Origin of the sequence: Dellaglioa algida DSM 15638, from assembly GCF_001434695.1 — a bacterium.
GTDB classification, from domain to species: domain Bacteria; phylum Bacillota; class Bacilli; order Lactobacillales; family Lactobacillaceae; genus Dellaglioa; species Dellaglioa algida.
Genome location: NZ_AZDI01000015.1, coordinates 1 through 13,112 on the forward strand (window position 1 = coordinate 1; position 13,112 = coordinate 13,112).

General features: G+C 33.0%; 18 protein-coding genes and 1 tRNA gene. 6 read left to right on the forward strand and 13 right to left on the reverse strand.

The genetic code is table 11. From position 1 onward, the window contains the following. Positions 1–148 precede the first annotated feature (148 nt). Together FC66_RS07480 and FC66_RS07485 are read left to right on the forward strand one after the other, a co-directional pair. A complete protein-coding gene (locus FC66_RS07480; protein ID WP_057974768.1) occupies positions 149–1,012 on the forward strand; it encodes a hypothetical protein in 864 nt (287 codons plus the stop codon). A 52-nt stretch (positions 1,013–1,064) separates the two neighbouring features. Next, positions 1,065–1,151: transfer RNA gene (locus FC66_RS07485), tRNA-Ser, on the forward strand. Between the two features lie 184 nt (positions 1,152–1,335). Here FC66_RS07485 and FC66_RS07490 read toward each other — a convergent pair. The 7 genes from FC66_RS07490 to FC66_RS07525 all read right to left on the reverse strand — a co-directional run bounded on the left by FC66_RS07490 (position 1,336) and on the right by FC66_RS07525 (position 6,883). Beyond that, positions 1,336–2,565, reverse strand: coding sequence for a tyrosine-type recombinase/integrase (locus FC66_RS07490; RefSeq protein WP_057974769.1), 1,230 nt, complete (start codon positions 2,563–2,565; stop codon positions 1,336–1,338). Between the two features lie 107 nt (positions 2,566–2,672). Then, positions 2,673–3,182 carry a hypothetical protein gene (locus FC66_RS07495; protein ID WP_057974770.1) on the reverse strand — a complete coding sequence of 170 codons (510 nt, stop codon included), beginning with the start codon at positions 3,180–3,182 and terminating at the stop codon, positions 2,673–2,675. A 114-nt stretch (positions 3,183–3,296) separates the two neighbouring features. Further along, complete coding sequence (locus tag FC66_RS07500; protein ID WP_057974771.1) at positions 3,297–3,851, reverse strand: hypothetical protein; 555 nt, start codon at positions 3,849–3,851, stop codon at positions 3,297–3,299. Between the two features lie 128 nt (positions 3,852–3,979). Next, the gene (locus tag FC66_RS08140; protein ID WP_235804052.1) at positions 3,980–4,483 is read right to left on the reverse strand and encodes a hypothetical protein; all 504 of its coding nucleotides are present in this window, start codon (positions 4,481–4,483) and stop codon (positions 3,980–3,982) included. Between the two features lie 85 nt (positions 4,484–4,568). After that, positions 4,569–5,378 (reverse strand): CD20-like domain-containing protein, encoded by an 810-nt coding sequence (locus FC66_RS08145; RefSeq protein WP_202812835.1) that lies wholly within the window; start codon positions 5,376–5,378, stop codon positions 4,569–4,571. Between the two features lie 65 nt (positions 5,379–5,443). Next, entirely contained in the window at positions 5,444–6,070 is a 627-nt protein-coding gene (locus FC66_RS07520) for a hypothetical protein (protein WP_057974774.1), read from the reverse strand. 93 nt (positions 6,071–6,163) lie between these two features. Next, positions 6,164–6,883 (reverse strand): S24 family peptidase, encoded by a 720-nt coding sequence (locus FC66_RS07525; protein WP_083478995.1) that lies wholly within the window; start codon positions 6,881–6,883, stop codon positions 6,164–6,166. A 150-nt stretch (positions 6,884–7,033) separates the two neighbouring features. Here FC66_RS07525 and FC66_RS08040 point away from each other — a divergent pair, with 150 nt between their 5' ends. Together FC66_RS08040 and FC66_RS07990 are read left to right on the forward strand one after the other, a co-directional pair. Further along, positions 7,034–7,261, forward strand: coding sequence for a hypothetical protein (locus FC66_RS08040; protein ID WP_057974775.1), 228 nt, complete (start codon positions 7,034–7,036; stop codon positions 7,259–7,261). Between the two features lie 31 nt (positions 7,262–7,292). Next, complete coding sequence (locus tag FC66_RS07990) at positions 7,293–7,454, forward strand: hypothetical protein (RefSeq protein ID WP_157052014.1); 162 nt, start codon at positions 7,293–7,295, stop codon at positions 7,452–7,454. On the opposite strand, the gene FC66_RS07535 is transcribed toward FC66_RS07990, so the two are convergent. Beyond that, positions 7,443–7,922, reverse strand: a complete 480-nt coding sequence (locus FC66_RS07535) for a DUF2321 domain-containing protein (protein WP_057974776.1) — start codon at positions 7,920–7,922, stop codon at positions 7,443–7,445. The genes FC66_RS07990 and FC66_RS07535 overlap by 12 nt on opposite strands. An 87-nt stretch (positions 7,923–8,009) precedes the next feature. Between FC66_RS07535 and FC66_RS07995 the strand changes: the two genes are divergently transcribed. Further along, on the forward strand, positions 8,010–8,183 hold the full coding sequence (locus tag FC66_RS07995; protein ID WP_157052015.1) for a hypothetical protein: 174 nt from the start codon (positions 8,010–8,012) through the stop codon (positions 8,181–8,183). Here FC66_RS07995 and FC66_RS08000 read toward each other — a convergent pair. The 5 genes from FC66_RS08000 to FC66_RS07555 all read right to left on the reverse strand — a co-directional run bounded on the left by FC66_RS08000 (position 8,180) and on the right by FC66_RS07555 (position 11,578). After that, entirely contained in the window at positions 8,180–8,332 is a 153-nt protein-coding gene (locus FC66_RS08000; protein WP_157052016.1) for a hypothetical protein, read from the reverse strand. The genes FC66_RS07995 and FC66_RS08000 overlap by 4 nt on opposite strands. Before the next feature lie 159 nt (positions 8,333–8,491). Beyond that, a complete protein-coding gene (locus tag FC66_RS07540; protein WP_057974777.1) occupies positions 8,492–8,833 on the reverse strand; it encodes a hypothetical protein in 342 nt (113 codons plus the stop codon). Between the two features lie 109 nt (positions 8,834–8,942). After that, on the reverse strand, positions 8,943–9,857 hold the full coding sequence (locus tag FC66_RS08005; protein ID WP_057974778.1) for a sunset domain-containing protein: 915 nt from the start codon (positions 9,855–9,857) through the stop codon (positions 8,943–8,945). 875 nt (positions 9,858–10,732) lie between these two features. Beyond that, complete coding sequence (locus FC66_RS07550; RefSeq protein WP_057974783.1) at positions 10,733–11,086, reverse strand: hypothetical protein; 354 nt, start codon at positions 11,084–11,086, stop codon at positions 10,733–10,735. Between the two features lie 123 nt (positions 11,087–11,209). Next, positions 11,210–11,578 (reverse strand): hypothetical protein, encoded by a 369-nt coding sequence (locus tag FC66_RS07555; RefSeq protein ID WP_057974779.1) that lies wholly within the window; start codon positions 11,576–11,578, stop codon positions 11,210–11,212. A gap of 355 nt (positions 11,579–11,933) precedes the next feature. On the opposite strand from FC66_RS07555, the gene FC66_RS07560 reads away from it, so the two are divergent. Beyond that, a complete protein-coding gene (locus FC66_RS07560) occupies positions 11,934–13,085 on the forward strand; it encodes a hydroxymethylglutaryl-CoA synthase (RefSeq protein WP_057974780.1) in 1,152 nt (383 codons plus the stop codon). Positions 13,086–13,112 lie beyond the last annotated feature (27 nt).

The following is a 13,112-nucleotide window of genomic DNA, read 5'->3' on the forward strand; positions in this document are numbered from 1 at the left end:
TTCATCAACACTATTTGACATAGAGCCTTAATTTAATGATTTTAAAAAGAGCATTTCAATTGAAATGCTCTTTTTGTGTATTCTCTTGTAATTTAGTTAGTAGACGTATAAAATTTAAATCATATATTTATACATAAGGAGTATTTTAATGATTGCGCAAACATTTTATTTAATTGTTTTAATTATCTGGTCAGCTATGATTGGCTTGACTATTTGGGATAAAGGGCTAATTAATTTTTTAAAATATGTATTTACCACCGCAAGAATTCCATTTCAAAATAGATTTAAGCATCCTTTTTTAACCTTTTTGGTCATTCAAGAAAAAGAACAAAAATCATATTTCTATGCATTAAGTTTCTTGATGTGCACGATTCTAGGCTTAATGTTATGGCCGTCTTTATTAATCTTGAGATTAATGACATTTACCATTGCATCGTTACTATTTTGTTATAGCTTTTTTTCATATTTAAAATTATTTCCCAAACAAACAAAAATTTGGCAGATTGAATCTTATTTGTTATTACTTATTACAACTTTTATTTTTTATTTAATTAATTACATGAATTTAATTACGCCGTTGTCAGAGTGGACTGTTATCTCTGCGTTTATACTAGGTATTATTATTATTACGTTCAGTTCATTTTATTTATTGAAATTACTTTCATATATTGTTAAAAATAATTTTGCGCATACCATACAAGTCATTGCTGAGTTTGCATTAAACATTTTTTATGAAGGTTTACTCGTGGGAACTTCTCTGATAGGGGTTTTAGGCGGTGAAGTAAAGGTTACTGAATTTGTTTCAAAACTACCAAGCACACATGTTGTTGATCATCTGGTTGCTATTTCATATTATGGATTGAGCGATTTTTTCGGTGATCCTATTAATTCAATTCAAAACGTACAATCGTATCCAACAATAATTTTGTATATCCATCTGCTAAGTTTGTTATTTGGTGCGAGTTACACGTGGATATTCCTTGCTAATTTAATTAGTATTGATAATAGCTAAATGAATTTTGCAATTATAATAAAAAGTTGATATAATTAAATAAAGTTATTTTGGAGAGTTGGCAGAGTGGTAATGCACCGGACTCGAAATCCGGCGAACGCTGTAATGGCGCGCGCAGGTTCAAATCCTGTACTCTCCTTAATTAAAATATCATGGTTTCTCATGTTTGCCGAATTACTGTTAAATCAGTAGTTCGGCTATTTTTTTACTCTTTTCGATGTCATATACATTCCTATATTTGCTATCAAAGGTAAGTCAAAAAGGACAGTCAGTTTTTTTTAGGTTAGTCAATTTTAGTCATAAAGGTTAGTCAGTTTATAATACTAAAAATCAATGTCTAAAGCGGATTTTAATTTTTCTTTTTGATTTGAAGTAACATGAGTATATATATCTAGAGTCACACTGATATTTTTGTGACCTAAGCGTTCTTGAACAGATTTAGGCGTAATTGTACTGTCTTTTTCAAATAGCCATGTTGCATGAGTATGACGTAATCCATGAGGTGTGATTTGATGTACAAAAATTTTGTAGTAATCATCATTTGTTTGAATGTAGGTAGCATTAAAATCTGAAATACCTTGATTAATAACAGATTTTATCCAAGTATTAGGTTTACTTAAGTTACGCCAAGTATTTTTATCATTTGGAAAGACAAGTATAGATTCTGAAGAATATTCATGATAGGTCTTTAATAAGTTGAGTATTAGATTATTTAAATCGATTATTCTGTAAGAAAGCCATTTAGGAGGTTGTACAGCTAATTTTCCACCTTCAACCATGGCTAACGTCCGTTTAATATCAATCGTACTATCGTCGAAATTAATATCGTTCCATTCAAGTGCAAGAAGTTCACCTTTACGCATACCTGTGTACGCTAATACTAATAAGAATGTAGCATGTGTAAAATCGATGCTTCCTGTATTATCTTTATTAGAATTGTTAAGAAGGTAACGAGTGAATTTTTCTAATTCAAGACTACTAAAAAAATTATTAGATTGATCCTTAACGAGATTAGTCACTTGTCGTTTCGGAAACATAATGTGATCAAAAGGATTTTCAATAATTAATTTTAAAGTAAAAGCAAAATCAAATACTCGTTTAGCATATCGACTTAATATATTAAGCTTGGTATATTTATTTGCCCACGAGTTAACAACAGGCTGGAGAACGTCAGATGTAATGGCATTAATCTTCATATTGCCAATAGCTGGTAGTATATGAACGTCAAACATCTGTTTAGTTTTATAAATTGTGCTAGATTGGACCGTATTTCTGTATGATTCTGTAAACCATCTCAAATAGACATCATTAAATGTTAATTGTGATGGGGATGAATAAGCAGTTGAAAATACAAAGGAATCGTTTCTCACGCTGGCTTCAATTTTTCGATATTCTGCATTAGCTAGAGCAGGCGTCTTAAATCCACGACGGGTTGTTGTAGATTTCTTAGATGTTTCAGGATTTATACCAATATAGATTTGAAACATATATTTAGTAATTCCTTTTTTAGTTGTATATTCCTTAATTGCATAATTTTTTTTATATTCAAACAAATTACTCACTCCTTAGCGTTATTAATTTTGATATAAATGCAAACGTATGTTCTTTACGATTTTAAAATAAAAGCCATCCTTATTTTTCGATAGGGGATGACTTTTACTTATCTTTGAACAATTGCTGATGATGGACCAAACATAGACTGGTCAGGTAATAGTGAGTTATCCGCTCCCGTGCGATACTCGGCGGTAATTTTCACACTGCCATCGGAATTAGGCATAAGAGTAAAAATATCTAAACCATCTCCAACAGGATAACTTCGTAATTCATATCCACCGTTCGAAAGTGTGTGGCTACCCTTAAAATAATTATACTCTGGATGGAAATCCGTAAACTTGCCCTTTACGATTAATTTCGAAGCTTCCTTAAGGTCAATTTGTTTAACTGATGCTGCTGCACTAGAACTAGCTGCCACGCTAGAAGCTTTACTCTCAGAAGTAGCGTTAGCTTTTTTTATTGATCCTTTCTTGCTAGATTCTCGTTTGGTTTTCAGTATACTTGACGATTTAGCAATAGATGAGGAATCATCTGCCGCGCTTTTACTGTCCCCACATGCTGTTAATGAGAGCATAGTAATTGTAGTAATACCAATTATTGCTATTTTTTTATTCATGACGATACTCCTCTAAAGTTTTATATTCTCTATACCTTGTATCAACACGATCAATGAGCCTTGCGCTCATCGCCTGCTTGTCTGGTGGCCGAAAGGGCGGTTAATTAATAGAAATTAATGTTGGTAACCTAAATTTGGAGAAGAAACTTTACCGGTAGATTTATTTACGTCAAATTCAACAAAATGAGTTTCAGTGTCATACACAGCCACGACGAATGAGTCGCCTAAGTCTGAAGTGCTACTTGATTTTACTTTTGGAGTCCAGTCATTCGTATCGTTTTGGAATGAATTGAAGTAAGCTAAAGCGTCAGACTCTGCTTTTGATTGTGTCATTGTTGATGATGAAGAATCTGTGGTTTTAGAAGCACTTGAAGAATCAGCATTTTTAGCGGCAGCAACACTTGAAGAAGACGCAGCGATAGAGCTTTCTGCGGCTAGGATGGAAGAGCTTGCTGCTGAAATACTTGATGCCTTAGTAGATGCTTCAGACGAAGCCTTTTTTTCTGAAGATTCTTTTTCTTTTTTACTTGATTCCTGTTTGGCTTTTAGTACACTTGATGATTTTGTTTTAGAATCTGAATCGTCACTTGCACTTTTATTGTTACCACAAGCAGTTAATGAGAGCAGAGCGACCGCGGTAACAGCCATTGTTACTATTTTCTTATTCATGACTATATTCCTCCAAAGATTTATTTGTGTTGCAAAGCGAGCAGTAGGAATTGCACCTACTTAATATGTATCTATACACTCGTCGTTGATTTACCAACATGCTACTAACAGCGGGTTAGAGGGGATTATTATAATTTAATTGTAAATTTTTTCCCACAGTTCATGCAAACTGCATGATATTTCTTACCTTTTTTACCGGAAAATCCTCCGATTGTGGCACCAACTGCGCCCAGTAGAACGCCACCAGCCGCTGCTTTACCAATGGAAAATGCTTTTCTTTTGTTATCAAGAATCTGAATATTATTAGTTTTACATTTTGAACAGTGTGGGGCTCTTTTATTGTATTTCACTTTTGGGGCTTGTATTGTAGTATTACTAATATTTACTATCGAAGTTGGCTCAATTGTGTTCTTTGGAGCATAACGTTTGGAGACATAACTATTTTCAGAACTCTTATCTACGATATCGCTTAACGGTTTAAAGTACCAAGTGAGGAATCCAGTTGATAAACCTAAAATAATACCTAGATGATGAATCTGAAAAGCTATTCCAAACACAAAACCTAAAAAACCAACTACTATAAAAATAGCGAACGCTGCGGAAAAATTACCATGTTCCTTTTTATTTTTCATATTTCCTCCCAATAGATACGTGTTTCAAAACGAGTAGCGGGAATTGCACCTACTTAATATAGCTATATACTCGTTGTATGTTTTTTTATAATTTTAAATTGAGGTCATAATCATGATGAGCATTATCGTCATCATAATCGTCGGTATCATAGTTTGAAGTGAACTTAAATCTAATATTTTTTAACGAGGTTACAGCCTTCAATGATTTAACAGGAATAGTAACTGTTCCATCTTTTACGGCACTACCAGCGATATCACCGTCCCAAGATCCAGAAGAAATAGCTTCATGTTGTTCACCATTATCGAATATAGCAGTACCTTGAGTTGGATAAATAGCGACATCTCTTGATGGGGCTATTGAAAAATGTAGTTTGACGAATCCTTCAATATCAAAGGTACCGTCGTTTATTGACTTATATTTGTAAGTTTTGGATAGCTTATACACGGTGACTTTATCGACTTTAACCTTAGTGCCAGCCCAGCTATCATCCGAAATAACTACAGAATAATCTTTACTATTAGAGAATGAGTAGTCATTATAGTCGATAGTTAAGATATTTGATTTCTTTTTGGAATTACTATCGGAAGTATTCATAGATGTACTTATATTATCTACTGCTTTACCATATGCAGATTGAGTTATTAAAACAATAACAATAGATACAATGCTTAAAACTGTTCCAATAATTGCTAAAGTTTTTTTGTTTTTTCTATTAACTATAAGAGCAATAATCCCCAGTATGGCTCCTATAATTCCAAAGAAAAATGATACATTGTTAATAATTGGAACCCATGAAAATAATAAAGCAATACCCCCGAAAATGATTGCTAATATACCTAAAACTTTTTTCCCTGATATAAATAATCTCCTTTTAGCTTTTAACGTGAGTCCTATCTACACGTGTGTGGGGCGTGTAAATTTATATCTCTAACTTGCTATCAATAGGTTAGGGGATTTTTTTATTTATTTAATTCAAAAGTTGTTGCATTAATATTGATCGAGTCATCATCGCTGGACATATTGGATGTTACATATTTGAATTTCGATATTTTAGATACGTCAGTTTTTTCAACGATAGCTCCTACCATGCCTTCTTTTTTTGCTCCAGCTTGAATTGTTTCTCCTACCAACGAATCCATAGAGCCTTGATTAGGTTGTACTTGGACTTTATTTGGTAAAATAAGTTCGGGAGTATTTATTTGTAAAGCAGTTTTATTATTATTGGTTAAATCATAGTAGAGAGCAAATTCGTAATAAGTATCGGGTAAGGTAACGCCAAAGTTTTTTTCATCAGTATCCCGTTGTGATTTGTTATTCGTTTTAATTTCTAAGATTTTGGCATCCTTGAATTTAAAAGTTGTTCCTTTGATATTTTTCGTTAAATTTATATTTTTAATAGCTAATAATTTTGCTTGTCCTGCGTCGTCAGTTGCCTTTTGTGTATCGCCAACTTTTTTAGTAACACCTGACACGTAGTGTGTTGATGTTTCATTTTTATTGCTTATTGTTTTTGAATTATTTCCACAAGCAGTTAACAAAGAAGCTGATATGATTAATATACCTAATAAATATGCTGTTTTTTTCATTCTAATTCCTCCAAAGTTTTATATGGTACAAATCGAGTAGCAGGGATTACACCTGCTTGCAGTATCTATATACTCGTTAATAAATAATTATTTTTATAGAACTTTCCCGATGATTCTAATTTCTTCAATAGGATAAATTATGTCATCGTATTTATCATTAGCAGAGACAAGACGAATCTTATCTTCTCCGATATATACAAATTTACATGTGACCCCTATATCTTCAATAGAAATAATAGCGATTTCACCATTTTCAACAGTTGGTTGATGATGGATGAATGCTTGTTGCCCTTTATGCAATCGAGGTTCCATTGAGTCACCAGCAATAGTTAATATTTCATCGGCATTTCTTGGAATCTCGGCACGATCTACAACAGAGACGTTGGCATTACTATCTTCATATTCTCCGTCAATTGGAGCACCTGCAGCAGTTGAACGGCCACTTATGATTGTACGTTGTGGGAATTCGAAGATATCTTCGTTTATTTCATTGGTGTTATTAGAATTTTGTTTGTTTAGTTGTTGTTTAGTGAAAGACAAGACTTCATCTTGTCTTTCTGAAGATAAAACATTGAACATATCCAGTAATAGATGAGAAGATTTACTGTCTTCTAAACTTGTATCTATTTCAAGAATATCAAGCGGAGAAATATCTAGAGCTTTTGATAAAAGAACTATTTTGTCACGACCCATATTTTCAATTAAACCATTTTCCCATTTTCTAACGGTACTTTTACCAACGCCTACCTTTTTACCAACTTCTTCAAGTGTTAATCCCATATTTAAACGCTTTTGTTTTAAAAAATCACTCAATGTGCTCACCTCTTTAAAAGAATTATAACAAAAAAGTGTCGAAAAGGATACAAAAAAGTGTCTAAAAATACACTTTTTTATTACGCTTATAAATTCACTGTGATATATTATTGGTGTCCTAAAAGACACAAATAAAAAGGCGGTGATTTTATGAATTCCAGTCTATTGATATCAGAGTTAAAGATTAACAACAAGAATGTGCGTTGGTTAGCATATGAAATGAGCAAAAGGGGTGTAAGGGTTTCTTCTTCTGCTCTATATAAAAAATTAAGAGGAGACTCTCAATTTACGGTACCCGAAATTAATGAAATTACTAAAATTTTAAATTTAGGAAGAGACGGGATGTATCGTATTTTTTTTGGAGACTTTGTGTCTTAAAAGACACTAGAACGTGGAAGGAGGTGTAGGGATGAAAAAAATAAAAGTTACAATTCCAATGTATATCCCAAGAATGATGTTGAATTGGATATTAGAAAAAAAATATGGCTACATTCGCTGTAACGAATGCCACCATATGTGCGCCAAAGATAGTATTTATTGTGAAAAGTGTGCAACAAAATTAAGGAGTTAACGATTTAACTATAACGTCCGAGGCAATGCTACTAATAATTTCTACAGCAAAATTTCTGAACCCAGAACTTATTTTTGATGAGTATTTATTAAATTTGGTAATAGCAACTTTAGATTTCGGACCATTTGAAATAAGGTCAGGAAGGGATGAAGAAAAATCATCTTTTTCTTCATCGTTTAATTCGTCTTGTAAATTGATTAATTCTTTTAAAGATTCTAGAGCAGTAGAGGTCCAAGGATAGGGTGAAGAGCAGTTTCTGCAGTATGAAGGAACTGGGACGTCATATCCTCCAAACACCCCATCAAGTTGTAGGTATCCATTAATGGATTTATTGCATGATGGACAATGTGTTATAACCTCTGAACCACAATCTTCGCAAAATTCTTTTGGATTTTCTGAAGAAGTGGTAATGAATGAAGAAATTTGATGGCCTTTAAGGCAGACTGACTGGGAATACTGTGTGTCCATAATATCACCACCTTTCAGATGAATTTCAGCAGTAGGATGCTGATAAAAATAGTATATCAAAAATAAGAATCTAAAGGGGGTGTAAGAATGAGTATAGATAAGTGGAATTTTAGAAAAGAACAATGGTTTTTAGAATCTGTTGAAAGTACAAAAAAAGCCTTGTTGGGTAACAACTTAACCTTTGAACAAGTCCAAATTGCTTTGGACGAAATTCGAGGCGAGTTATTAAAACAACAAAGTGAGATGAAAATTAGATATTAATCTTTATACGGGGCATCAAAGCGTTCAACAGCATGATTGTATGCTTCTTCAAACGAGTCAATAGCGATCGTTGGATCGTATAGATTTCCTTTTGATTTTTCTTCTTGTATATCACAGATAGTAACGGCAGTTGCTGCTCCAATTGCCACTCAATGGTCGCGTTGAATAAATTTATATACATTAGCACCTTTTAAATTTACTAGGTACTGGAATATCAGTAAACAAAGTATATCAAAAAATGGACCTTGCATTTATCGCCAGCCTGTCTGGTAGGCGAAAGGGTGGTTCTAATTTAAATTAAGCTAGTTTTAGTAAGTATATGATGACGTAGATCCAGCAAAGATAGCAATGAAGATTATGAAATAGATAATGATGAAAATAATGTAGGCAATAAATTTAACAATTCCAGCAATATTCCATGTTTTTTGGACAGCTTTAAAGGTTTCGACGTCTTTGTAGTTGCCTTTTTGCCAAGCCCATTCGTTACCTTTGAAACCAACAATAAATGCCCAAACGATATTTAATACTGGGATAAATATTAATAAAGGTAAGTACGTCTTATTAGCAATTCCCCAAATCCAATTGAACATGAAAGCTCCCCAGTTCCAACCTTTAACCTCTTGAGGTACAACTTTACCATTTTCATTCATTATGAAAACTCCCTTAGACAGCTTTTAACGTGGATCCTATCTGCACGTAAATGCAAAGTGAGTAGTAGGAATTGCACCTACTTAATGTATCTATACACTCGTTGGAAGATTATCTTTGTGATTTTCTATATCCGGCAGCTTGCGCTTCTTGCTCACTACTGAATGTTATCGAATTAGATGTACTCATATGATATCCGGTCTGGCCGGGCATATGGTAAATCTTAGATTTAGTATTACCAATAATAGTTCCTTCACCAGTAGTAACCTGACCATCGTTAGTAGTATGAGTATTATCTGCTGCTGTAGTTTGTGCTTGTTGTGTTGCAGCTTTTTTTGAGTTAGCTTCATCATTTGCTTTTTTAGTGCTTTCGGATTCTTTTTTAACCTTTTCAGATTCTTCACGTTGAACTTTTTCAGAATCAGCTTTGACAATACTTTCAGATTCTTTTTTAGAACTTTCGGATTCTTCTTTGGCAGTACTTTCAGATTCCTTTTCAGCACTCTCAGACTCTTCTTTGACAACTTTTTCGGATTCTTTCTTATCAGACTCCGCTTGTTTAATACTTTCAGATTCTTTTTTAGAACTTTCTTCTTTTGCTTTTTTCTTTTCAGATTCATTTTTACTTGAATCTACTTTCGATGTGTCAGTATGATTAGCTGTTGTTTTACTTGGTTGTGGTAAGGCAACAACAACAATATATGAAATAAGAAAAGCAAGTAGGGCGTACCAAACACGATTTTTAATTCTGTTATATGTAGTGGGATCTTTCTTTCTAGTTTGTATGATTCTTACTATATAATAGATTGATGTACCGAAAGATAAGAAAACTATTACACTAACGAATCCAACTAAACCGGAAGTAGAGCCGATTGCGAAGAGGGCAACCAGTGCAGCGTACCAGACACGATTTTTGATTCTGTTATATGTATCAGGATCTTTCGTCTTGGTCTGATACCTTTTAACCGAGTAGTAAATAATAAAGCCTATTGAAACAAGAAATATAAGTGCAAATAATACGTCCATAAATAATAACTCCTCCAAAGATTTTTTGTGGTGCAAAACAAGTAGCAGGAATTGCACCTGCTCTTAGTATCTATACACTCGTTACTAAAAAAATGATATAAGTGTCTATGATTTCATGTTGATAATCAATATGAAACTATTATTTGATGAATAATTCAGAACCACAGAGTTTAATATTCAGGTTTTTAGGCAAAGACAGTATATATATGGAATATCTTTAATTAGAATGAGATGGATATAGTATTCTATTTAGAGAAGTAAAAAACGGGCAATAAAAAATATATTAATAATTACTCAATTTTAAAAAAATTCAGAAAAATAAACGTATTTAATGAATATAGGGAACTTATTCGTGATTTGAGAAATTACTTAAATGAGTATCTGACCTTAATTGTATTTATCTAACATGGGTTAGGTCCTATGGATTTAATAATAATCAAATATTTAACTTTATTATAATGAATGAGTTGATATAGGTTATGTTTAGTATTAATTTACTAAAGAAGGATAATAAATTATGATATGAACCATTTAATTTTAGCACATAAAAGAATACAAAAATACGGAAAATTAGTGATTATACAAGTGGGAAAGGAATCGGAACGTATTACCGAAATATTTATTATGAAATCTAAAAATAGATAGACATGTAATCAGTTATGTACTAATTAATAAGAGTAAAAAAATGAGTATATGAAAAAGTCATCTACTCGTAAGGAGATAGACCACGAGTAGATGACTTTTTTAGAATTATTTTGTATCGTTCTTTAATATGGGATTTCAATACCTTTGATAAATAGTGCATGAATTAATATAAATGAGTCTTAAACCAACCGTTAAATTAACTAATATTCAAACAAGTAACTAAGCTAATTTTAATAAGAATAAGATGAATATGACGAGTTAGCTAATCCGGCAATAATAGCAGCAATAAAAAAGAAATATAAAAGAATACCAGCTATGCTAAGAATAAAAGAAACGATCCCGGCAATGTTCCATGTTTTTTGAACGGCTTTAAATGTTTCGACGTCTTTGTAGTCACCTTTTTGCCAAGCCCACTCATTACCTTTAAAACCGATAATAAAAATCCAAACGATATTGAAAATTGGGATGAGAACTAGTAAGGGAAGGTACGTTTTATTAGCAATTCCCCAAATCCAGTTGTACATAAATGCGCCCCAGTTCCAGCCTTTGACTTCTTGTGGGACAACGTTGCCATTTTCTTCCATCATAATATAATCCTCTGAGTCAGCTTTTAACGTGAATCAGTTTGCTGCACGTTATTTAACTATAAAAACAAGTGGTAGGAGTTGTACTCACTAAAAATGTTGCTGAGTACTCGTTAAAAATTTTTATTTCTTAGCAGGTGCTTGTTTGAGTGTGAAAATTGCTGCAATAATTAATAAAATAAATGTTGGAAGTGCAAAAATCATAGATACAAGGAATAGTGCGGAACCAATAATTCCAAGAACGTGGCCGGTAATAGAAATATCAACTTTTTTTGATTGAATAAGTCCAATAATGTGAAGAATAAGGCCAAGACCTAACATAATATAAAAGAAAATAGAAACACCACCGGATACGCTACCGGTTACAGTACTGTTTGTCTTGACGGACGATTCACTCATGGCACCAATAAGAACAACAATCCAAGAACTGGCCACTAACAAGACATTTATGATATCTAAGATACCCGCTGCAGTATTAATTTTTAACTTCATAAAGCATTTCCCCCAATCAGCTTTTAGCGTGAATCAGTTTATTGCACGTAAGTTTATTTAATTTAAAAATAATTATAAATTATCTAACAGCGACTCATTAGTCGCTGAGTGTTTCTTCATTATACATATTCCTTCTAATTTTTTATAGAAAAAGTACTTATTAAGCGCAATCAATTTTTTGTAGTTGATATGAATAGATTGGGCGGCAATTTAGTAGTCAAAAAAGGAATATAATTCTTATGCGTAAGGATATAGAATTTTATTTTTTTCTAATGAAACGATGGCAAATCTTGCCATCAAATTGGACATCTTGTACAATAATGGCAAGATAAAAAACGGAAGTTGGTTATAAGTAATGAAAATTGGAATCGATCGAATTAACTTTTTTACATCGAACGAGTATGTTGATATGACTGAGTTGGCTCTAGCTAGGGGTGTGGATCCTGATAAGTATTTGATTGGTATTGGTCAATCAAAAATGGCTGTAATTCCAGCGACGCAAGATGTTGTAACATTGGGTGCCAATGCGGCGGATTCATTGATAGATGATGAAAACAGAGGTAAAATTGATTTTGTTATTTTTGCAACAGAGTCCGGAATTGACAATTCCAAGTCAGCTGGAGCATACATTTCTGGGTTACTTGGATTAAGCCATGTGAGGGCAATTGAAGTTAAACAGGCTTGTTATGGTGCAACTGCTGCAATTCAATTGGCAAAAGGACATGTTGCCCTTAACCCGGGCAGTCAAGTGCTAGTTATTGGGGCGGATATTGCCAGATATGGTCTGCATACTTCGGGTGAGCCTACACAGGGTGGCGGTGCCGTTGCGATGCTGATTACAAAAAATCCGGGTATTTTAGAGCTAGATGAAGAGAGTGGATTTATAACAGAAGATACAATGGATTTTTGGCGTCCTTTGAATCATAGCGAGGCACTTGTAGATGGCAAAACATCACAAAATGTCTACTTAGACTTTTTTAATAAAACGTGGACTGAGTACAAGGGTAAGACAAAATTAACATTATCTGACTTTAAAGCGATGTTATTTCATTTGCCATATACAAAATTGGGTACCAAGGGCTTGAGAGAGGTCTTATTAGAAGCTAATGAAGACGAAAAAATAGAATTGACACGCGAATTTGAAGCGGCAAAAAGATACAATAATCAAGTAGGAAACTTATATACTGGATCGTTGTACTTGAGTTTTATTTCCTTACTCGAAAACAGCAATGATTTAAAAATTGGTGATAGAGTTGGATTATACAGTTACGGATCAGGAGCCGTTGGTGAATTTTTTTCTGGTAAGTTAGCGTCTGAATTTGAAGACAGGTTGCCACAAATAAATTTAGAATCACGAGTTCAAGTATCTGTTGAGGCATACGAAGAAATGTATCAAAGTCAATTAAAAAACGATGGGGCGGATATAGAGCTTGATTATAAAAATGATCATTCTAAATTTGTTTTGACTGGTAGTAAAAACATGCAAAGACAATATCTTATTCAATAGAAAAAGAGGCTGTGACATAAGTTTCTA

Excerpts from the sequence above, each read along its gene's own strand:
- FC66_RS07495 (WP_057974770.1), bottom strand. The coding sequence starts at position 3,182 with ATGAATAAAAAAATAGCAATAATTGGTATTACTACAATTACTATGCTC.
- FC66_RS08005 (WP_057974778.1), bottom strand. The coding sequence starts at position 9,857 with ATGGACGTATTATTTGCACTTATATTTCTTGTTTCAATAGGCTTTATT.
- FC66_RS07535 (WP_057974776.1), bottom strand. The coding sequence starts at position 7,922 with ATGGACACACAGTATTCCCAGTCAGTCTGCCTTAAAGGCCATCAAATT.
- FC66_RS08040 (WP_057974775.1), top strand. The coding sequence starts at position 7,034 with ATGAATTCCAGTCTATTGATATCAGAGTTAAAGATTAACAACAAGAAT.
- FC66_RS07995 (WP_157052015.1), top strand. The coding sequence starts at position 8,010 with ATGAGTATAGATAAGTGGAATTTTAGAAAAGAACAATGGTTTTTAGAA.
- FC66_RS07990 (WP_157052014.1), top strand. The coding sequence starts at position 7,293 with ATGAAAAAAATAAAAGTTACAATTCCAATGTATATCCCAAGAATGATG.
- FC66_RS07500 (WP_057974771.1), bottom strand. The coding sequence starts at position 3,851 with ATGAATAAGAAAATAGTAACAATGGCTGTTACCGCGGTCGCTCTGCTC.
- FC66_RS07520 (WP_057974774.1), bottom strand. The coding sequence starts at position 6,070 with ATGAAAAAAACAGCATATTTATTAGGTATATTAATCATATCAGCTTCT.
- FC66_RS07555 (WP_057974779.1), bottom strand. The coding sequence starts at position 11,578 with ATGAAGTTAAAAATTAATACTGCAGCGGGTATCTTAGATATCATAAAT.
- FC66_RS07560 (WP_057974780.1), top strand. The coding sequence starts at position 11,934 with ATGAAAATTGGAATCGATCGAATTAACTTTTTTACATCGAACGAGTAT.
- FC66_RS07480 (WP_057974768.1), top strand. The coding sequence starts at position 149 with ATGATTGCGCAAACATTTTATTTAATTGTTTTAATTATCTGGTCAGCT.
- FC66_RS07550 (WP_057974783.1), bottom strand. The coding sequence starts at position 11,086 with ATGGAAGAAAATGGCAACGTTGTCCCACAAGAAGTCAAAGGCTGGAAC.
- FC66_RS08140 (WP_235804052.1), bottom strand. The coding sequence starts at position 4,483 with ATGAAAAATAAAAAGGAACATGGTAATTTTTCCGCAGCGTTCGCTATT.
- FC66_RS07540 (WP_057974777.1), bottom strand. The coding sequence starts at position 8,833 with ATGAATGAAAATGGTAAAGTTGTACCTCAAGAGGTTAAAGGTTGGAAC.